The organism is Streptomyces sp. NPDC002577 (genome assembly GCF_053594815.1).
Genome location: NZ_JBSFWK010000002.1, coordinates 52,209 through 71,992 on the forward strand (window position 1 = coordinate 52,209; position 19,784 = coordinate 71,992).

Annotated in this window: 22 protein-coding genes and 1 tRNA gene; 3 read left to right on the top strand and 20 right to left on the bottom strand. The window is 65.6% G+C overall.

Going from position 1 to position 19,784, the window contains the following annotated elements; translation table 11 throughout:
• Positions 1–144 precede the first annotated feature (144 nt).
• The 3 genes from lysA to ACWD4J_RS03870 all read right to left on the bottom strand — a co-directional run bounded on the left by lysA (position 145) and on the right by ACWD4J_RS03870 (position 3,234).
• Entirely contained in the window at positions 145–1,536 is a 1,392-nt protein-coding gene (gene lysA, locus ACWD4J_RS03860; protein ID WP_451393680.1) for a diaminopimelate decarboxylase, read from the bottom strand.
• A gap of 57 nt (positions 1,537–1,593) precedes the next feature.
• Positions 1,594–2,598, bottom strand: a complete 1,005-nt coding sequence (nrtL, locus tag ACWD4J_RS03865) for an ArgS-related anticodon-binding protein NrtL (RefSeq protein WP_451393681.1) — start codon at positions 2,596–2,598, stop codon at positions 1,594–1,596.
• Between the two features lie 129 nt (positions 2,599–2,727).
• Positions 2,728–3,234, bottom strand: a complete 507-nt coding sequence (locus ACWD4J_RS03870) for a response regulator (RefSeq protein WP_451393682.1) — start codon at positions 3,232–3,234, stop codon at positions 2,728–2,730.
• A 275-nt stretch (positions 3,235–3,509) separates the two neighbouring features.
• Here ACWD4J_RS03870 and ACWD4J_RS03875 point away from each other — a divergent pair.
• Together ACWD4J_RS03875 and ACWD4J_RS03880 are read left to right on the top strand one after the other, a co-directional pair.
• Positions 3,510–3,581, top strand: a tRNA-Arg gene (locus tag ACWD4J_RS03875).
• Between the two features lie 231 nt (positions 3,582–3,812).
• Positions 3,813–4,478, top strand: coding sequence for a hypothetical protein (locus ACWD4J_RS03880; protein WP_451393683.1), 666 nt, complete (start codon positions 3,813–3,815; stop codon positions 4,476–4,478).
• 63 nt (positions 4,479–4,541) lie between these two features.
• On the opposite strand, the gene ACWD4J_RS03885 is transcribed toward ACWD4J_RS03880, so the two are convergent.
• The 13 genes from ACWD4J_RS03885 to ACWD4J_RS03945 all read right to left on the bottom strand — a co-directional run bounded on the left by ACWD4J_RS03885 (position 4,542) and on the right by ACWD4J_RS03945 (position 11,618).
• The gene (locus ACWD4J_RS03885; protein WP_451393684.1) at positions 4,542–5,915 is read right to left on the bottom strand and encodes a tyrosine-type recombinase/integrase; all 1,374 of its coding nucleotides are present in this window, start codon (positions 5,913–5,915) and stop codon (positions 4,542–4,544) included.
• Positions 5,912–6,082, bottom strand: coding sequence for a helix-turn-helix transcriptional regulator (locus ACWD4J_RS03890; RefSeq protein ID WP_451394008.1), 171 nt, complete (start codon positions 6,080–6,082; stop codon positions 5,912–5,914). Before ACWD4J_RS03890 ends, ACWD4J_RS03885 begins: the two co-directional genes overlap by 4 nt.
• Positions 6,083–6,098: 16 nt before the next feature.
• The gene (gene repSA / locus ACWD4J_RS03895; RefSeq protein ID WP_451393685.1) at positions 6,099–7,475 is read right to left on the bottom strand and encodes a replication initiator protein RepSA; all 1,377 of its coding nucleotides are present in this window, start codon (positions 7,473–7,475) and stop codon (positions 6,099–6,101) included.
• Positions 7,472–7,717 carry a hypothetical protein gene (locus ACWD4J_RS03900; protein ID WP_451393686.1) on the bottom strand — a complete coding sequence of 82 codons (246 nt, stop codon included), beginning with the start codon at positions 7,715–7,717 and terminating at the stop codon, positions 7,472–7,474. Before ACWD4J_RS03900 ends, repSA begins: the two co-directional genes overlap by 4 nt.
• Positions 7,714–7,902: a hypothetical protein gene (locus tag ACWD4J_RS03905; protein ID WP_451393687.1), complete on the bottom strand. Its 189-nt coding sequence runs from the start codon at positions 7,900–7,902 to the stop codon at positions 7,714–7,716. Before ACWD4J_RS03905 ends, ACWD4J_RS03900 begins: the two co-directional genes overlap by 4 nt.
• A gap of 89 nt (positions 7,903–7,991) precedes the next feature.
• A complete protein-coding gene (locus ACWD4J_RS03910) occupies positions 7,992–8,300 on the bottom strand; it encodes a SpdD-like protein (RefSeq protein WP_451393688.1) in 309 nt (102 codons plus the stop codon).
• 26 nt (positions 8,301–8,326) lie between these two features.
• A complete protein-coding gene (locus tag ACWD4J_RS03915; protein WP_451393689.1) occupies positions 8,327–8,482 on the bottom strand; it encodes a hypothetical protein in 156 nt (51 codons plus the stop codon).
• 13 nt (positions 8,483–8,495) lie between these two features.
• On the bottom strand, positions 8,496–8,687 hold the full coding sequence (locus tag ACWD4J_RS03920; protein WP_451393690.1) for a mobile element transfer protein: 192 nt from the start codon (positions 8,685–8,687) through the stop codon (positions 8,496–8,498).
• 21 nt (positions 8,688–8,708) lie between these two features.
• Positions 8,709–9,371 (bottom strand): DUF2637 domain-containing protein, encoded by a 663-nt coding sequence (locus tag ACWD4J_RS03925; RefSeq protein ID WP_451393691.1) that lies wholly within the window; start codon positions 9,369–9,371, stop codon positions 8,709–8,711.
• Between the two features lie 73 nt (positions 9,372–9,444).
• Complete coding sequence (locus ACWD4J_RS03930) at positions 9,445–9,618, bottom strand: hypothetical protein (protein WP_451393692.1); 174 nt, start codon at positions 9,616–9,618, stop codon at positions 9,445–9,447.
• Between the two features lie 2 nt (positions 9,619–9,620).
• Positions 9,621–9,848, bottom strand: coding sequence for a hypothetical protein (locus ACWD4J_RS03935; RefSeq protein ID WP_451393693.1), 228 nt, complete (start codon positions 9,846–9,848; stop codon positions 9,621–9,623).
• 55 nt (positions 9,849–9,903) lie between these two features.
• Positions 9,904–11,259, bottom strand: coding sequence for an FtsK/SpoIIIE domain-containing protein (locus ACWD4J_RS03940; RefSeq protein WP_451393694.1), 1,356 nt, complete (start codon positions 11,257–11,259; stop codon positions 9,904–9,906).
• A 2-nt stretch (positions 11,260–11,261) separates the two neighbouring features.
• A complete protein-coding gene (locus ACWD4J_RS03945; RefSeq protein WP_451393695.1) occupies positions 11,262–11,618 on the bottom strand; it encodes an SCO3933 family regulatory protein in 357 nt (118 codons plus the stop codon).
• Positions 11,619–11,955: 337 nt separating this feature from the next.
• Between ACWD4J_RS03945 and ACWD4J_RS03950 the strand changes: the two genes are divergently transcribed.
• Positions 11,956–13,089: an XRE family transcriptional regulator gene (locus tag ACWD4J_RS03950; protein WP_451393696.1), complete on the top strand. Its 1,134-nt coding sequence runs from the start codon at positions 11,956–11,958 to the stop codon at positions 13,087–13,089.
• Here ACWD4J_RS03950 and ACWD4J_RS03955 read toward each other — a convergent pair.
• The 4 genes from ACWD4J_RS03955 to ACWD4J_RS03970 form a co-directional block, all read right to left on the bottom strand.
• The gene (locus tag ACWD4J_RS03955; RefSeq protein ID WP_451393697.1) at positions 13,073–13,867 is read right to left on the bottom strand and encodes an NUDIX domain-containing protein; all 795 of its coding nucleotides are present in this window, start codon (positions 13,865–13,867) and stop codon (positions 13,073–13,075) included. The genes ACWD4J_RS03950 and ACWD4J_RS03955 overlap by 17 nt on opposite strands.
• 94 nt (positions 13,868–13,961) lie before the next feature.
• Entirely contained in the window at positions 13,962–14,861 is a 900-nt protein-coding gene (locus ACWD4J_RS03960; protein WP_451393698.1) for a nuclease-related domain-containing protein, read from the bottom strand.
• A 451-nt stretch (positions 14,862–15,312) separates the two neighbouring features.
• On the bottom strand, positions 15,313–17,262 hold the full coding sequence (locus ACWD4J_RS03965; RefSeq protein WP_451393699.1) for a hypothetical protein: 1,950 nt from the start codon (positions 17,260–17,262) through the stop codon (positions 15,313–15,315).
• The gene (locus ACWD4J_RS03970; RefSeq protein WP_451393700.1) at positions 17,252–19,780 is read right to left on the bottom strand and encodes an ATP-binding protein; all 2,529 of its coding nucleotides are present in this window, start codon (positions 19,778–19,780) and stop codon (positions 17,252–17,254) included. The genes ACWD4J_RS03965 and ACWD4J_RS03970 overlap by 11 nt, the downstream gene beginning before the upstream one ends.
• Positions 19,781–19,784: the final 4 nt, after the last annotated feature.

Consider the following 19,784-nt stretch of genomic DNA (forward strand, 5'->3'; position numbering starts at 1 on the left):
ATCAGGAGATCTTTCTCCGGCACCAGGCATTTCGGCGGCGTTCTGCCGCGCCCGGGGGCCGGCAGGCGGAAGGTGTGCCGACCACCGGCCGCCCTGCGGTCGGGTCACCGCCCCCCTGCGGTGGGGTCACCCGACCGGTCATCGTCACCCCACGTCGAGCCGAAGCAGATCCTCCTCCGTCTCCCGGCGGACGATGACCCGGGCCTCACCGTCGCGCACGGCGACGACGGGCGGGCGAAGCGCGTGGTTGTAGTTGCTCGCCATGGAGCGGCAGTACGCACCGGTGGCGGGGACGGCGATGAGGTCGCCGGGCGCCAGGTCGGAGGGCAGGAAGGCGTCGCGTACGACGATGTCGCCGCTCTCGCAGTGCTTGCCGACGACACGGACGAGCATCGGCTCGGCGTCGGAGGTCCTGGAGACGAGGGCGACGCTGTACTCGGCGTCGTACAGGGCGGTGCGGATGTTGTCCGACATGCCGCCGTCGACGGAGACGTAGGTGCGCAGCCCGTCGAGCGGCTTGATGGTGCCGACCTCGTAGAGCGTGAAGGCGGTGGGCCCGACGATGGCGCGCCCCGGCTCGACCGAGATACGGGGCGTGCGAAGCCCGGCGACCTCACACTCCCGGGTGACGATCTCACCGAGCGCCTTGGCGATCTCGTGCGGCTCACGCGGGTCGTCGTCGGAGGTGTAGGCGATGCCGAGGCCACCACCGAGGTCGATCTCGGGCAGCTCGACACCGTGCTCGTCGCGGATCTCGGCGAGGAGGGACACGACCCGGCGGGCGGCGACCTCGAACCCGGCCATGTCGAAGATCTGCGACCCGATGTGCGAGTGGATGCCGACGAGCTCGAGCCCGTCGAGCTTGAGAGCACGCCGCACGGCCTCGGCGGCCTGCCCGTCGGCGAGCGCGATGCCGAACTTCTGGTCCTCGTGGGCGGTGGCGATGAACTCGTGCGTGTGCGCCTCGACGCCGACGGTCACCCGGATCAGTACGCGCTGCCGCTTGCCGAGCCGCTCGGCGATGTGCGCGACACGCACGATCTCCTGGAAGGAGTCGAGAACGATGTGCCCGACACCGACGGACACGGCCTTCTCGATCTCCTCGGCGGACTTGTTGTTGCCGTGGAAGGCGATGCGCTCGGCGGGCATCCCGGCGGACAGGGCCGTGGTGAGCTCGCCGCCGGAGCAGACGTCGAGGTTGAGCCCTTCCTCGTGCAGCCAGCGCACGACGGCGCGCGACAGGAACGCCTTGCCGGCGTAGTAGACGTCGGCGTCGGCCCCGAAGGCGCTGCGCCAGGCCCGGGCGCGGGCACGGAAGTCGGCTTCGTCGATGAAGTACGCGGGCGTGCCGAACTCCTCGGCGAGCCGCGTCACGTCGATGCCGCCGACGCTGACGGTGCCCTCCGGGGTCCGGGTGACGGTCTGGGCCCAGACCTTGGGGTCGAGGGCGTTGAGGTCGGCGGGCGGCGCGGTGTAGTGCCCCTCGGGCAGCACGTCGGCGTGGCGGGGGCCGGCGGGGTGTGCGGAACGGCTCATGACTGTGGTTGCGCTCTCTCGTAGGTCACGTGGTCGTGGTTCACGTAGTTCACGTGCTCAGACGTTTTCGGGTGCATCGATACCGAGCAGGGTCAGGCCGCCGGCCAGCACCGTCCCGGCGGCTTCGGCGAGGGCGAGCCGGGCGCGGTGGGCGGCCGAGGGTTTCTCGTCGCCGAGCGGCAGCACACGCGTGGCGTCGTGGAAACCGAAGAAGGCGTCCGCGGTGGCGACGAGGTGCCGGGCGAGACGGTCGGGGGCACGGTTGCGGGCGGCGGTGGCGAGGACTACGGGGTAGTCGGCGAGGGCGGTGAGGAGGTCCTCAGCTGCCGGGGAGCCGCCCAGGTGACCGGGCTCGGGATGGAAGCCGAGCTGATCGGCGCCGCGTACGAGGGCTCGGGCTCGCGAGTACGCGTACTGGACCCGGAAGAGGGGGTTGCTCTCCCGCTGCACGAGATGGTCGGCGGTGAGGCGGGGCCGGTCGTGGGGGGCGGGGTGGAGGAGGGCCCAGCGGGTGGCGTCGGGGGTGAGGGGGGTGGGGTGGTGCAGGGGCGCGGGCACGGGGTGGAGATTCACGGGCGAGGCGTCGTCGGCGTGCTGAACGTGGACGACGTCGGCCTGACCACCGAGGGCGGCGACGATGCACGAGACGGCGTCGGCGACGACTTCCGCCCGCAGCTCCTGCGCAGGGATTCGAAGCTCGATTCGCTGCCCGTCGAGGGCGAGGCTGTGCCCGTAACGGAGCCCCTGGTCGAGTACGTCACGTACGAGAGCGGCGTCGGCCCCGTCGAGGGTGAAGTTGAGGAACCCGGGCCCGGTGATCTCGATACCGGCGATGCCGTCCGCGCTGTCCAGCCGGTCCCGCAGAATCTCGGCGACCTGCCGCGGTGGCGCCCCGGCGGCACCGGCGAGCTGAAGGGCGACATTACTGGCGTAGTCCCCGCGCCCGCCCGGCCTGGGCCGTTCGATCACGACCCGTGCGGGCACGGCCACGCTCAGCGCCCCGTCGTCCACAGCACGACGCACCGCGCGCAGCACGGTACGGGAGAGCTCGACGGGGGTCACGGGGACAAGCGTATGGGAGGAGGGGGGTGGGTAGGCGAGTTGGTTTCGGAGGTTCCGGAATGTGGACGCGGGGACAGGGCCGAAGTAGTGGTCGGAAACCGACGTGGCGGCCGGCGGAGGGACTCCGAGTCAGCCCCCGGCGCGCCCAGCGCGCTCCGCCTCGGCACCCGCCCCGGCCTCCGTGTCCGCGCCGGCCCCGTCGACGGTCCCGCTGCCCGCACGGTGCTGTGTGCCGTCCCCCAGCCGGGAGTCCCCGCCCCGGGAGCCGCCACCGCCCCGCCAGACGCGCTCCATCAACTGCCGGACGGTCTGTACGAGTTCGGCAGGCTCGAAAGGCTTGGCCAGGAAGGCGTCCACGCCGACGTCGAGCCCGTTCTCCACCTCGTACGGCGTACAGGCGCTGACGATCACGAGCGGCAGATCCCGCGTACGAGGCTCGGAACGCAGCCGCGCGGCGGTGCGGAGCCCATCAAGGCGAGGCATGACAACATCAAGCGTGACGACGTCCGGGCAGACCTGCTGGACGACATCCAGACACTCGGCACCGTCGGCCGCGGTCACCACCTCGAAGCCCTCCAGCTCGAGGTTGACCCTGATCAGCTGCCGGATGACCTTGTTGTCATCGACAACAAGCACCCGACCCGACGCGCCTGGCACACATCGAGGGTAGGTCCGCCCACACCGCCGCGTCCGGCTTTTCCCCACTTCCGCCCCTTGCGGGGAAAGCCCCGTACGCGTGCCCGACACCACCCTCCGTGACCATTGCATGACGCAGCGGGACGAACCGGGAATCCATCACGCCCCTCATGCACGACCCACGCCCTCTCCACAGAGAGCGGAAATACCTGTTCATGAGGACCCCCCAAGAGCTGGTAGGGTTCTACCCGTCGCCGCCGAACAGCGACCGACACGCCCCCGTAGCTCAGGGGATAGAGCAACGGCCTCCGGAGCCGTGTGCGCAGGTTCGAATCCTGCCGGGGGCACCCTATATGAGGTGCCCAAAGACCCCGTCACCAGCGGAAACGCTGAGGCCGGGGTCTTCGTGTATGTGCAGGCGTATGCCGCCGGAAGCGGCCCTATGTCGGGGTCCGTGGACGAGCTGTGGACGGGATCTTGGAACGTTGCCGCAGGTGAGAAACGTTCCCACACCGTTCCCATGAAAGAGCCGCCAGGCAGGAACCTAGCGTGTCAGAGGCGTGCGCTTGGATGAGCGAGTGACCGTTCAAGACGTTGCTCGGCAGCTGCCCGACATAGCCGTTCTCCGTGAGCACTGCCGTTCCATGGCCATCCTGGAGGCAGTCCTGAGCCCTGAGTGGGCAGACCGCTACCACTCCTTCAACCGCCATTGGTCCGACACGGAGTCGATAGCCTCGATGCGGAACGGGTCGGGCGACGAGTACTCGATCGTTTTCTCGGCCGCCGGCGCCTACGTCCGTGGGTTCGATCACGAATCACCTATGAGCCCCTATGCAGAGGACGGGCCATGGCCCGGAGTGCTCGATGACGTTCCCGACGTCTTCCGGCCGTGCGTCGAGGAGCCCGCGTTCTCGGATGAGGACGGGATGCCTCTCACCACTGCGTGTATGTGGCGAGAGACGGGAGACGATGGCTGGAAAACAGGGACGATCGACTTCCCCGACGAGGAAACGGAAGACCCGGACGGCGCCGGGTACCTCTTCCAACTGTTGGTGGACCGCTCACCGGAAGCGTTTCAGCGGTGGGCCGAGGACTACTACGAGATCCCGGTCGACTTGGAGGCCGTTCGTCACGTCTTTTCTTCCCGTCCTCTGACCGAAGGAGTGGTCAGCGCATTGAACTCAGAGATCACCCTGGCCGACCTCGCGGAGGACATCGCGGAGATTGGCTATCCGCTGAGCTGAGACATTCAGCAACGACGAGGCCCCTGGACGCGATGCCAGGGGCCTCGGATGCGGGCAGGGGTGTCACTCATACTCGCGGAGTAGGTCCTCGATACGCCGGTTGGCGACCTCTTGCCGCCCGTCGAGACACTTCGCATAGCGCGTCAGCAGGACCTCAACGCTGTTGCCTGCGCGCTCAGCCACCTCGGTCGGATCGACGCCCGCGTTCAGCCACGTCGAGAGCGCCGAGTGCCGAAGGTCGTACGGCCGACTGGCGAGCGGCGAGGCCGCTGCGGCCGGGGGCAACGCAAGGAGCCGGGCTTCCTGCCACACGCGGTAGTACGTCGAAGACGGGACCACGGCACCCTTTTCACTGAAGAAGAGCCGCCCATCCTCGGCCGTACCGAAGGTGTCGAGGTGTTCCCGGAACGCGGCGACGAGCTGGGGCGGAATGGGCACCCGCCGGACGTCCTCGCTCGGCCGATTCTTGAGCCCACGGTCGTCGTGGGTCTCCCCCGAGTCGGTCCACTGCTTGCCAGCCGAGGGCCGGGTCCTGTGGAGCAGAACCGAGCCCCACCCCGTCTTGGGGAGGACAAGGTCAGTCTCCGCCAGGCCGACCGCTTCGGCGGGCCGGAGGCCACCGAAGTACATCGCGGCGAACAGGCCGACCATGCGCCGGCCACGAGCCCGCCGGTAGCCGCCGACGTACGAGACGGCCGCCAGGAGGTTCCGAGCCTGCTCCGGATTCGCCACGACACGCGGATCCACCTGATTGGACACCTTGGGCTTCTGCCACCGGACAGCCGAAATGGGGTTCTCGCGGAACTCCCCCAGGTCAACCGCATAGTTTGCAGCGTTGACGAGTGTCCGCCGCTTACGACGCACGGTTTCCGCAGCCGCCGCGGTGCCGTCGAGCTTGAGTTTCAACGAGTCGAGCACGGCGCGGGCCGTGGCGGGATCAGCCAGATCTGCGAGCGGGCGGGACGCCTTAGCGACCCAATGCAGAACGTTTCGGGCCTCGTCCGGCACGTCCCGATCGTCGGGGCCGGGGAGGACAAACGCCCAGTTCCGCAGGGCTTTGCGGATCACGTCATCAGACGGCCGCCCCAGACGCTCATCGAGGAGGGCAACCGTAACGCTGGTCAGTGATTCATTGATCGCATCGCGCGTGTTGGGGGCAGCGTGCGGCCACTTCATGGCGAGGTACTTCAGTGCGAAGACGTACCACGAAAGCGTGGCCTTCTGCTGCTCCATCGAAGCCGGGAGCCCCGACTCTGTGTCGAACTCCTCGCCCTCGCGCATGGCCCGCATGAGCTTGGCCCGATAGTGCTCGGCGAGCGCCTTGGTCCGGAATGTCTCGGAGAAGACGTTCCCGGCCACGTTCCAGCGGACGCCGTACGAGGGCGTTTTGGTGTCCCGCTTGCGGACACCCCAGACCTTCACGTCGAGCGACTTCACGCAGCCGCCTCCATCTCCCGTAGCCACGTCCGGAAGTCGCTCCGCCAGACCCGCAGCTCACCGTTGGGGAGCTTGAACGCAGCTGGTCCCTGCCCCAGCTCGCGCCACCGGTAGAAGGTGCGGCGGGAAACGCCGCCGAGCTCGGCGAGGATCTGGGGGACGGTCATCAGCTCGTCATTCACGTCAGGCTCCTTCCAGGGCGGCGAGTTCTTCGCGGGCGGTTTCTCGGTTGGTCTGGATGTCGCGGGCGATAGACGCCGCGAGGGCGGATTCGCCGGGCGTATGGCCGTGTCCGGCGTACTGCCAGTCGGCGAGGACGAGCACGGTGTCCGGCTCGCGGTCGACGAGGCCGAGGGCTTCGCGTTCCTGTGCGGCGCGGAAGTCGGCACGGGCCTGGCGGAGTTCGCCGAGGGTGGTCGAGTAGCGGCGGGACTTGGACGAGAAGTGGCCGCGGAAGCCGAGCATGTGAGCCCAGGCCCACAAGCGCCTGTCGGGGTAGAGCGGATCGAGGGTTTTGCAGGCTTCGATGAGGCGGCGGGCGTGGTCGGGGACGCCGTAGCGGTCGAGTTCGGCGAGTTCGCCGATGCGCCGGTCTAATGTGCCGGTGTTCTCAGCGGCCTTGGTCGCATACTTGGCGACGTAGGAGGCCACGGCCTGTTCCGTGATGTCGGAGCCGTCACCGAACGCCCTCACAGGACGGATGTCGAGCTGTCGGCCCCAGCGGAAGGTACGGGCCGGTTCGTCGCCGGAACCCGGGACGGTCACGCTGGTGTAGGAGTGCGCGGCGGCAGCGCGAATGGCGTCGGTAAGGAGCGCGACCGAGGCCCACGACGGTGGTGGGGACTCGGGTCCCTCCGGACCGTCGAGGCGGATCACGGCGTGGAAGTGGATGGCACCCCGCTTCTGGAACTCGGCGACCTTTCCGTAGGAGATTCGGCAGGTCTCGGCGAGTTCGCGTTGTGTCAGCCCGGCGCGGGCGGCGATCTCGCGGCGGAGCCGGTTGACGAAGCGGTGCCACAGGTCGCCCGCATGGTTGTTGAACAGCACAGCACCCGAATAGTCGTAGGTGGCCGGGTCCAGGGCGGTGCCGAGGGCGGGGTCATCTGTGGCGTGGCGGGTACCGCAGCGGCAGGTGCCGCTGTCGGGCCTGTTGTGGACGGGGCCGAACGAGGGTGCGGTGAAGGTGGCGAACACCCGCGGGTGGTCGCGGACGGCATTCGGGATGTCCTTGTCCGGATCTCCAGCCAGGCCCGCGCGGATGAGACGGTACGTGTCGCCCGCGTAGGTCCAGGCGCAGGCCGGGCAGCGGGAGGCACGGCGGTTGCCGCAGGCGACGCGCAGGCGCCCGCCCGGCTCTTGCTCGGTGCTGTAGTGGTGCAGGGTCTGCCCGGTCACCTTGTCCTTGGTGAGGGTCCAGCCAGTCAGGTGGATGGGATTGGCACAGCCGCCGGTGCGGCGGATCTGGTCTTGCCAGCGGTCGAAGCCTGGTGACCCGGCCACCCGCAGCAGGTCGCCGAGGGTGGTCGGGTCCAGGCCCGCGAAGGTCGCGGGGTCGGTCATGCGCTCACCTCGGGCAGGGCGGTCATGCTGTCCAGCTCGCGAGCGGCCTCACTGGCGGCAATGGCGAGGGCGCGCAGCACGTCAGCGGTGCCGGGGATGGCGATGAGCGCGATCTCTACCGAGCCGCCGCCGATGCGCAGGGTCACAAAGCGGCCCCCGCTGTCGGCGCGCTTGTCCGGGAAGCAGGCGACGCGGGTGCGGGTGTCGGGTTCAAGGTGCGCGGTGATCGTGAGGTCGTTCATGCCCGGCCCCCGGCGAGGGTGGCGGTGCGGGTGGGGAGGGTGCCGATGCCGTGGCAGTCTCGGCAGTGGACCGTGATGGTGCGCAGGAGGCCGCGGGAATCACGGCCGCCGAGGGAGATGGCAGCCGAGGCGAAGCCATCGCAGGACGGGCAAATGCGCAGTGTGGGGCGAGTGCGGTCGGTCATGATGGTGCTTCCTTCCGGATCTGTGGTTCGGACAGGGACGGCTCCCGGAGCGGACGACACTTGGCGGTAGAGGCCACTCCGGGGGCCGGTCAGCGGCGCTTGGCCTCGGAGGCGAGCAGCGAGCGGGCGGCAAGGGCGCACACAGCGACCGAGGCGGCGGTGACGGCGACAGCCAGGAGCATCGAAACGAGGACGGCGCCGACGACCAGGACGACGGCGGTGCCACCGCCGATGACGGCGACCAGGGCGCCGGGCGTGAGCTGGACCGTGGGCCGGGACGGCGCCGAAGCGACCGGAGCGGGCGCCGGGGTGTGCTGGGCGACGGCAGTCGGCTCGACCACGGGCGGGGTGACGATGCCGGTCGGCGTGGGGTTGGTCGGAACCTTGGGACGGAGCATGGCGCTTCTCCCTTCCGGGGATTGGGCTACTTGACGGCGGTGTCGATGACGGGAGCCAAGAGGCTGTCGGCGAGGAGGTAGCCGCCGAGGAGGAGCACGGCGACGAGCCACCAGGGCGGGCGGATGAGCTTGAGGCCGAGGTAGCCGACGACGATCAGGGCGAGCCAGAGCGGTACCTGCATGGCGTGGCCTCCTTCAGCGGACCTTGCAGCGGTGGGTGCGGGCGGCGAGCTGGGCGGCGGAGGAGCTGGAGAAGTCGGCGGACCAGCCGCAGCGGTCGGCGGTGCACACGGCGGCGTGCTTGGTCTGGCCGTGGCGGTCGCGATGGGTGCCGATCTGCACGGGGCCGATCTGCATCACGGAGTGGAAGAAGGCACGGGCAGGCATGGCGTTGGTTCTCCTCTCAGGTCAGGTGAGTTGGGCGGCGATGGCGTCGGCGAGGTGGGGTGGGACGCCGAGGCGGGCGCGCAGGGTGTCGGTGTCGATGCGGGTTCCGGTGCGGGCGTGGTGGTCGTCGGCGACCTTGCGGGCGTGGTCGACCAGCGCGGCCGGCACCGGAACCGCGGGAGCCGGGGCCGGGGCGGGTGCGGGCAGGGCCGGAGCTTCCTCAGCAGCGGCCACAGGTGCAGCAGGCTCCGGCGCAGGGTTCTGCTCGACCCGTTCGGGTACTGGGACCGGGGCTGTGGGCTCCGGCGGAATCGGCTTCCCGTCCCTGGCCGTGTGGGCGAGAAGGGTGCCTCCAAGGAAGGCGAGGGCGGGCCATCCGGCGACGCCGAAGCGCAGCCAGGCGGGCGGGTGGGCCAGGTCGAGGAATCCGGCGGTGGCGACGTTGGCGCCGAGCGAGGCGACCAGGGCGATTAGGAACCAGCACCAGGCCAACCGGGATGGGCCGTCGTTGCGGAGCCGCCGCCAGGCAGCGACCAAGAGCAGGTCGACGCTGATCGGGTAGGCCCATGCCTTCCAGCCGGATTGTCCGGCAGCGGCGGCGAGGTCGTGCAGGTGGGCGAAGGACAGGGCGCCGGCAATCACGGCCTGTACGAGGACGGCGTCCGGCCGGATCGAGCGGTTCATGGTCTTCACCTCCTTTGGGGTTGGGCCGGGACGGGGCGGGATATGAACACCGGCCGCCCGGTCCCGGCGGTGTTCAGTCGGTCGGGGCGTCGCCGGTGCCGAAGCAGGCCAGGCACAGGCCGTTTTGCTGGCCGACGACGCGGTGCTTGCGGCCGACGCGGACCGAGATGGCGACGTCTCCGGTGCCCTTACAGATCGGGCACTTCTTGGCAGGCCGCTTGCGGGCGGTGCTCTTGCGAGCGGCCATGGTCACCACCCCTGGCCGGGGTAGTCGGGGCCGTCGGTGGGGTCGTAGCCCGGCGGCAGCGGTGGGAGGAAGCCGCAGGGCAAGGACGCGGCCAGAGCTGGGGCCATCACAGCCACGAACTCTTCATCCGTGTGGGGCAGGTGCGCGTACAGGGCCAGGGCGCCGAGCAGCTGCACGGTGCGTTCGAAGTCCTCATGGGCGTCAATGGGGTCACCTCCTGTTTCGGGCATGGGTGGGGTAGGGAACTGGCGCGATGCGGTCGCGCCGACCGGGGTGCGGGAGAGATCAGGCCGTGGCGGGCGTCGCCTTGGAGAGCGGCACAGCGGCGGAGGCCAGCGGGGCGACGGCGGGCCGGAATGCTGCGAGTTCGGGCAGGTCCGGAGTGCGGTCGTCGTACCGATTGCAGATGTTCACAGCCTGGCGCAGCGAAGTGTGCGGGGCGCGGATACGGGCCCATCCGCCGGTGGAGTCGCCGGCAACAGCGATGCCGGGGGTGTCAGTAGGGATCTGGATGGCGGCGAGGACGGCGTCCGGGGCGATGTCGCCGAAGGCCATGTTGGCGCTGGTTTCGTCGTTGACGCGGTGGGCGGTACGGCCGGTGAGCTGGGCACGAAGCATGGTGATGCCCTTGCCGAGTTCGGAGCCGAAGCGCTGCCCGCAGATCTCCAAATAGATGCCAGCCGCACGGCCGAGCTGGGCGAGGCGTACGAGAGCCGTGATGATCCGGTCCCGGCGCTTCTCCTCCTCCTTGGTTGCGAACAGGGCAAGTTCGGCGACTTCGTCGACCAGGACCACGACAGGGGTCGGGCGTATGTCGTCGGGCAGGTCCCAGATGTCGGCGGCGATCTCCGCGTCCGGGACGTTCACGGTGATGCGTTGTTCGGCTCGTATGAGCTGGTAGACGTTCTCCATGTGGGACACGAGCGCTTCGAGTAGTTCAAGCGCCGTATCTGGGTTGTCGGCGAGCGCGGAGAACCGGCGGGCCAGCGGGAACAGCTCGACGCCCTGCTTACAGTCGATCCCGACCAGGGCAACATCCTGCGCGGCGAGCCCGGCCACCAAGTTGCGCTGATAGACGGACTTGCCTGACTCCGTGGCGCCCAGCGTCAGGCCGTGCGGGACGGCGCGGTAATCGCGGTAGTGCACGGCACCGTCCTCACGCAGGGCGACCGGGACCCGCATCGGGGCACGGTCGACCTTGGCCGGCATTTGCACCCGCTTGAGCACGTCGTAACTAGTCATCCGCAACTCAACGACGCCCGAGCGCAGTTCGCGGGAGGTGACGCCATACATCGCGAACGAATGGCGAAGCCGGTCCGTGGCTGCAGCGACGTCGAACGCGTCCTGTCCGGGGCGGAGCTTGAGCCGTAAGACAAGACCGGTCCGGGTGGGCCGCATGCGCAGGATGCGGGGGGCCTGAGACTCGGGCACCGGGCGATTGGTCATCCGGGCGAGCGAGAGGCGCCACCGCGAGGGCGGGACCGTCAGCCCACAGGCGTCCATGACCGAGGCGTACCGGAAAGCGACCCGCAGCGCGGCGAAGGTGACCCCGAAGGTCATCCAGTACCAGGCGGGGCGCCGCCACCGCAGGAGAACCGCGGTGACGACGACCAGCAGCAGGGCGACCGTGGACCAGGCCATGGTCAGGCCGCCTCGGACTGCGAGGCACTGGCGACGAGCGAAGTGACGGCGACCGCGCGGAAGGCGATGCCGTGCCGCTTCTGCCCGTTGAACTCGTTCTCCCACGGGCGGGCGATGAGGCCGGTGAGGGCGACCGGGGTGCCCATCGTCAGCTCACCAGAAATACCCGGCTCGGGGACGGTCACGGACAGGATCTCGACCTCGTCGTTGGCCGCGAACATCACGTCCACGGTCATCAGCGTGGCGCCGGTCTCGGCGTCGGTGGCGATCTCGCCGGAACGACGGTCCTTGACCTTGGGCTGCGGGGACTTGGCCACCATCACGGAGGCGGCGGAAGTCTCGACGGGAATCTGACGCATGATGGAACTCCCTTTCAGAGGGGCGGGAGCGGCGTACTTGCTTGGCGGTGGGTCGCCGCTCCTGTGCATTGACGTTGGCCGTGGCAGACGCCTACGGCCACTGGCGTTCCCAACTGGTGCGCACCAGTAGATTGCATCTGGTGCGCACCAGATGTCAAGCGTTGTCGCCGTCCGGCCGGGCCAACTCGCCTTCCCGCGACTCTTCTAGAGAACCGCTCATCCCAACGCCCTGGTAGCCAACAGGGGTTAACAGAGATTGGGTTAACCCCCTGACGACCTGCGTCGATGTGCGGCATGCTGCTGTTACGGCTGAGGATTCACATGCAGGGCGGTGCACGTGACGAACGGACTCAGGGCGGCGAGGAACGCACGCAAGTGGTCGCAAGAGCGGTTAGTCCGCGAGATCGAGCGCTATGCGCGACAACACATGCTCACGGTTGCGTCCACAGCCAGCCTGCACGTCTACGTCTCGGAGTGGGAGAACGGCAAACGCCAGCTCTCTGAGCGGTACGCCAAGATCCTCCGGCCACTGCTCGGCATCACCGATGACGAGCTATACGGCAGGCGCAACACCCCAGCAACGTCCGTCGAAGTGGACGGGTACGACGAGCTGATCAGCCGCATCGATGCGGCTCGGAGCGTCAGCCTCACCATGGTGAAGACGTTCATGGACCAGACCGAACTTCTACGGACTATGGATCGGCAGATGGGGGCGGCGAGTCTCGTCGATCAGATGACCGGTCACCTGTCCAGGCTGGAGGACGCGCTCACCTTCGCCGTACTCCCCGAGACCCGCCGCCCCGTGGCCCGCGCTCTAGCCGGGGCCGCGACGTTGGCAGCCTGGCAAGCGCTCGATGTCGGGGCCGTCGAACGGGCCTGGCGCCACTACGAGCTAGGCAAGCATGCCGCCAAGGAAGCCGACGAGCCGATGTATCTCGCACACGCCACCGCGGAGCAGGCGTACGTACTCTGCGACGCAGGTCGCCCAGCCATCGCCGTCGAGTTGATCCGAGATGCTCAGCGTGCCGGCGGCAAGGTGATGTCGCCCCGGCTCAAGGCATGGCTGTACGCGGCCGAGGCCGAGATCTGCGCCAAGGCCGGCATGCCCGAGGACTGCCGTCGGGCACTGGACAAGGCCATGCGGTGCCTGCCTCCAGGCGAGGAGGCCCGCGACCCGGACATGCTGAGTATCTTCCTGAACGAAGGGCACCTCAGCCGCTGGCGCGGGAACGCCCTCGCGCTGCTCGGTGACGATGAAGCGGTGGAGAGCCTGTACGTCGCCCTGGACTCAGTCGACCCGACGTTCATCCGAGCTTCCGCAGGACTACGCTGCGATCTCGCCCAGGCTCACTTGGCCCGCGGCGAATACGACCAGGCCCACGACCACCTTCGGCAAGCGCGCTTGCTGGCGAACCGCACCGGATCTGTGCGTCACCGTCGTCGAATCGAGCAGCTCACGCAGCGCTTGTAGGCGACTTCCTGGCAGCCCGTGAAGCAAGCACGTGCAGGAGTGCGACGAGCGTCCCCGAGCCCATCAGCTCGCCCCTAGCCATGAGTTCGGGGATGTCCGCAAGCGGTACCCAGGCGACGTGGCCGGCCTCTTCGAGATCAGTCGGCTCACCGACGTGCTTGGCACCACGGCCTACGTAGATCTCGTGCGGTGAATCGACCATGCCCACCATGGGCTGATAGGTGACCACATGCTCTAGTGCATCGGGTCGCCAGCCAGTCTCTTCCTCCACCTCACGGAGCGCAGTCACGGCAGGATCCTCGCCGGCATCCACGATGCCGCCAGGCAGCTCCCAGCCAAAGGACTGAGGGACAAAGCGGTACCGCCAGAGCATGAGCACTCGATCTTGATCGTCGAGCACGGCAGCAATCGCGACATGGTGGAGCCGCACTACGTGATGCTCGAACCGCTCGACACCGGGCGGCTCAACATCGACGAGTTCGAGCTTCACCCAGCGGTTGTCGTAGAGAGTGCGCTCACCGTGAATCTGCCACGGCTCCAAGTCAACCGGCGCCTGCACGGTCACAGCACGATTCGGCACCCGGTAGGAACTACGCCCATGCACCTCGATGGCACCCTCAGCCACGAGCTTCGCCAGGACCTGGCGCAGCTGGGTGCGGCCGATGTCGAGTTCCTCGGACAGGGTGCGTTCAGATGGGATCTTGGCTCCCGGCGGATACGTGCCCGTCGAGATCCATTCGCGAATCGTGCGGTACACCCGCTCCGACTTCGGTCCCATCCCTTGAGCACACTCCCCGCGGTTTTATGTCGGCCCGCACAAGCCTAGCCGCCGAGGCCGACGCCCGACAGGGACATCAGTCACCGGTGACCTCTCATGCCCCGAGCCACGCTCGCCGATGCCTGGCAACGGCGTAAACGGCCTCGACCTGATCAGAAGTGAGTTCGCCAGTGAGCGGGCCGAGTGCCGAGACTTCTCGCTCTCGATACGCCCGCACTGTGAGCTGCGACGTGGTCTTGACCAGGTCCGTGACACCGACGAATACCAGCGTGGGCACTACCGTCACGGCGAATCCGCAGAACCGCTCCAGGACGCGCTGCACCCGCCGGGCTACCGCTCGACTGCTCGCCGGGTACGGCTGCGGTGGGCCATGGTTGACCTTGACCATGTCGTCACCGACCCAAACTGGCTTGCCGCGGTGATGCTTCGTATTGATCGAGAACACCCCACCCGGGCCAATCAACAGGTGGTCGATGTCCACGGCGTTCGGCAGCGGAATCCCGTGCAACACGCGCCAACCGAACGATGAGAGCCGCTTGAGCTCGCGCCCGACGCGACGCTCCCCCGCGAGTCCTGCGAACCAGGGATCCCAGTCTGACGAGCGACGCAGCAGACGAGCCCAGACGCGTTGCATGGGTGTCGGTCCCTTTGCCGCGATCAGTGCCAGCAACGCGGCACCGGGGCGATTCAGCTCCAGATCATCCGCCGAGGTCAACGCCGGCAGTATCGGCCGCTGCTCTGCAGTGGATCGGAGCTTGGCCGTACCGGCCTGGGAGCCTCCGGACGACGGCGGCTTCGCGGACAGGAGGGGCACCGTCTTGCGTGCCAAGTGCGGCCGGAGCGCATCCAGCGCCGCGCGCCGATACTGCTCCTTTTCGACCGTGACCTTTCCCGTGCGGCAGTCGACCCACGCCACAGCAGTGCCGTCCGGCAGATTCACGTAGAGCCGATCCTGACCATGCCGCTTCCATGGGCTCACTGACAGCTCGCTCATGCCCGCCCCCAAGATGAGTGTCGTCCCCAATGACATGGCAGCAGTCGACCTACGGGCCCACAAGAGCGCCTTGCGGACAGAGTTTCCCTACTTCATCAAGGCCCGCGCACGGCGCGGGCGCGCGCCGCCTCTGCGGCGCGGCCTGCCTCCTGTCTTCGCCCCGGCTGGCCGCGCCCGGCGGCGCGCTACGTGCAGCGGGCTAACGAGGAAGACCCTCTGTTGCTGGGGCGGTCGGCTCCACGGCTTTAGCCACCTCCCCGGTCCGGGTCCCGCGTCGAGCAAGACCAGGGGGCCACTCGTGCACATTGCGGGCAGGTCCAAAGCCTGCCCGAGTTGCCAACCAGCGTACGGCCCCCTGATCATGCTCGACCCCAGATCGGGCAGGCCACCGGCCAAACCCATTCCGCCGACCTGGCTCAGATCGGACCGCCGATGTGAATGCCGCGAGCCACTACGCGTTATTCTTATCGATCAGGCTCGGATCGAAAGCATCACGAGAGTCACGCTGCGCCATTCTCGACAACAAGGCCGAGCGATACGGCTCCCGCAGACGTCCGACTCTTCTCACACCATAGAAGATGGTCGATCTTGCAATCGAAATCAATGATGCCAGGTTCGGCGACGCCACAGTACAGGTCAAGGCAGCCGTAACCTGATCCGCACCCTTCCCTGGGATGCGATGGGGATCCATCGACTTGTACGCATCGACCTGACGGGAAACCCACCGACGAAGGATCTCGAAGCGCTGCTGCCAATTAGGCAAGACGTGGCTGGGCATCGGCTGATCTGCAGACATGAACCCATGTCCATCTTCGCTCAAAACACACATGTCGAGAGCCGTCAAGGGAACATACTGCTGCTGACTTAGTTTAACCTCGACTCCACCACCTGTGTCTTCGAAGAAAAATGGTAGGTCGAATGAGGTCGCAACACCTCCACCCGGCTGGCTAATAACTCGACCACTCGTCGGGCGCTTGAGTGGCGCCAATCTTACAAAGTCGAGACCGTTACTTCTCTTGCCATCAGCACGGACAGCGAGATCACACGGCTGAGCGAGGAGAATCATATGATGCTCTGCGCCCTGGCGCTCCAAATTGGCATCGGCGACCAGCCCTTCAGAAGCCTCTTTTTTCCTCCTCCCAGGATCATCGAAGCTATTGGGCTTTTCAGCGAACTTCTGAAAGGCGAAAACATCTCCCACTTCAAGCGGGAAATGCAGCTGTGTCAAATGGTCAGCGCTCTCGAAATATTCCAGACGCTCAATTTCTGCCAACTCGTGCCTGACCCGGTCAGGATCCGAGACACTCGTCAACTTCACTCTGCTCAGGCTCGTGACAATGTGGCTCGACGAGTGGACTGCAGGGTCGGCGCGGAGCTTGGCACGGACGGAATCTTGCGTGAACGCTGTAGCGATTCTCAGCAGAGTCTCCGGCCCCCACGTGCCGTCAGTCAGCCTGTCGCCGCTTAGAGCAGCCTCAAGAGTATACGGATCAATTTCACCGACCTTTCCTATTGCATCAGCCCACGTCCCACTAACTGCTGTTGCGAGGCTCTGTTGCATACGCTCCAGCGCCGGTGCGAGCAACGTGAGCTTGAGCATGCGGGGAAAACCCTCTGGGCTGACCGAAAGACGACCTTTGGCAATTACAAGGAACCTGGAGGAGTCCGCATCGAACTGACGTGCAAGTGTCTTCCAGACCTCCACCTCAGCATCGGCATCAGGAACCGTATGCGTCAGGAGGCCGATGCGCCAGCTTTCAGGAGCGTCCCGCAACAGGAGAGATATCTGCTCCTCGCCGGCGGTCTCTGAGGCACCCTCCCTGCTGAAGTCCCGATCAAAAAGAATCAGCGTACTTTTGCCGTCAGCTAGCAGCCCGCTACGCCGTTCACGCCAATCAGCAAGGGAAAGGGTCAGGAAATCGCGTGAATCGGCCAGCAGATGGCGGAGGCATGCTGCGGAAGGCGCGTCATACTCTCCTGATATCTCTGGAGAATCGGGCCCAAGGCGACCATCCACAACATTACGTACCGCCTCGCGCTTGGATGCATCAAGAGAAGCCCAGACACCTCTGACTTCGTCCACGACGAGTTCGGCAGGAACTGAAGGATCGCGCAATAGCTCCAGGCCTGGAACAGTCTCAGCGATTTGCTCCAGATCCGCTGGCAGCAACAAGCCATCCGCTAGAGCCGCAAGCACACCCTCGCCGTCGTCTTCCCGCTCAGCATACCAATCGTCGACACAGATTACCCGTTCGACCTGCGCCAGAGACAACAGCTCTTGGGACGCAGCTTTCGCGTTGAACGATGCGCCAGCCTCCTCAACAGGCTGCGCAGGAATCGAACGAGCGTCCTTTATGGCAACCGCTGCATCGGCCTGGGCCGTGCTCCCGTCACGCTTCAACCCGCATCCCCCCCAGATCCATCTGGAACTTAAACAGACGTCCATTAACGTTGCGCTCAGCCGCCAGCTCGATCGTGCACCCCTCAGAATCGAGCAGTTGCGTCACCACGTATAGCCCGAGACCCCGGCCCTCCCCCCTGTTCTTGAATGACACGAATGGCTCGAAGAGCGTCGACTCCACGCTTCGGTCAACACCTCGGCCGTTGTCGCTAACGGTCAGCACGGACGCATTGACGAGAAGGGAAACCTCGGGCGCTGGTTGGGCGCCTACCCTATGATCTTGCAGAAGCCAGTACTCACTATTCAGTAGCAGGTTATCCAGAACCTGGGTTAGTTTTCCGAGGTTCACCTCCACAGTGAAGTCGCGGACAACCTCAACATCAATGGAGATCGGTCCCTTGCTCCACCTCTCTCGGTGATACTCTGCAACAGATTGACAGAAGCTGCCGACCGTGATTCGTTCGCGGCGTTCGCGCATATAGCGCAGCGAGGGATTGAGGTGTGAGAGTTGGCGCTTCAGCCCACTCGCCGCCGATTGAATAAATTGCAGGTAGTTCGAGACTCGCCTATCAGTAATCTCTACCTCAACGAGGTGCCTACGAATTTGGGCACTCCTGACCGAGATCCCCTCTACGACATGGGCAACCTCGTGCGACACTGCCTCGGCCGTAAGGCCCAGCGAAACAGTCTCCCATGATTGAGCTAGCTGCGATCGAAGCTGCTCTGCCTGGTCTCTCAGAATTTGAAGCACCGCACGCTCTGAGTCCAGTGATTCAACAATGGCCTCAATTTGAGAAACGGACTCCCCGGTGCGTTTATCGGCAGCCTGAAGATTCGATAGCTCCTGCGCAATAGCAGGATCAACCGAGCCAGCGAACAACGAGCGTTGGCTGGCATCTAGTTCGTTTGCCACACGCTCATGACTTCTGGCAGTAGCATCCGCGTCTTCCCGCAGTGTCTTGAGTTGCTGCTTGGCCGTTACGATCGTGCGCGTCCGTGTATCTTCAACGTGCTGAATCAACACCTCGGTGCTGGCACCTGGGTCAATTCCGGCGTCTGAGACCTCCACTTCCTGCCGGTAATCATTGTAAGCGCGGCGAATGAATGACTGGAACTTCTCCGTGAAGGTACGCCACCCCTGCAGGAGGGCCATGAAGTTCCGGTAATGAGGTGTATCCGCGAAACCTTCTCGGTCTGTAGTCTCGATCAGTTGCGCGTTGTACAGAGCCGAAATATCAATGAAACCCAGAGTATTTTCAGGACGCAGATGATAATAGGAGGACCCACTAGTCTGAGACTTGCGTAGCCCTAGCCAGTCCTCATCCATGCGAACGCCGAAACCATCACGGTAAACCCGAACACCCGCCAGACTCTTCAAATACGTCCGGAACTCGCTTCGACTCCCGAATGCCTCCGGGTGTCCTTGTCCGAGGGTTACGTAGTCGACTTCCCCATTAAAGGATCCCGGGTCTGCAGGACGCTCTTCGTCTTCGGCGGACCGCAATAGTGCAACGTTATCAAGGCTACTTAGGTCAATCGACCTATCAGCGCGGAGAAAATAAGAGGAATCAGCCGCGCGGCAGTTGAACTCCTGCATCTGCTTGGGCCGGCGCCGGTTCAACCATTCCAGAAAACTCGCACCCGAGTCGGATTGAAGAAGGGTTTCAAAAGCGGCACGATCCTCTGCCTTGCTTTTTTCCCCTTGCGCCCAGTAACTCAGGGCGGCCTCTCCAATGATGTCGAGCCTACCGCTCTCATATTTCAATAGGTATCGAACCTCAGCAGCATTACGAACGCGTGAAGGCAGTTCATACAGGTCGATACGCTGCTCGTCGACTTTCACAAGGATCTTGAGACCCCGCTCATCTCCATAAGGGGAGATCATTACCGATAGATCCTTCTGAAGGGCGGAAGCTCCCTCCCCGTTTCCGCCCTTAGCAGCTTCACGCCATTGCTCCGGATCTCTCAATTGCTTAATAGTCAGAGTTGTGCCATGACGTTTCTGGGTTGGTCGAGTCAGCAGAGATAGGCCAACCTCATTGAGAGATGACTTACTCTGGAAGTCACGCCAGTCGATGGTCAGTTCATGCTCGACGTTAGCTCCCCGGGGCCTTGTAACAATAGTAACGATCTCGCCCAGTCGTTGCGCACCCAGGCGTCCCAACCCTTTGTCCCCCAGGGGAGTCCTCCCAAGAGGAGTAGCAATGCCTCGCGCCTTCATTTCACGCTTTACAGAATTGCTGATCGTAAGCCAGCCACGCCTAATGTCTTCAACGGTCATACCCGAGCCGTTGTCAGTCAACGTGATTGATGCTTCATCTTGGCTCTCGGAATCGGCTAGCCCGGTGTTGATTGTGATCTCTGTCCAGGTTGCATCTGCGTCGTAGCAATTCTTTACAAGTTCTACTAGAGCTTGCATCGAATCAGTGATGAGGTCTTCGCCCAGTTTGAACACCACAGAAGGATGAACTTCTAGATGAAGCACCTCAGGTCCGCGCGCCTCGTGATCGTAAGACACTAGT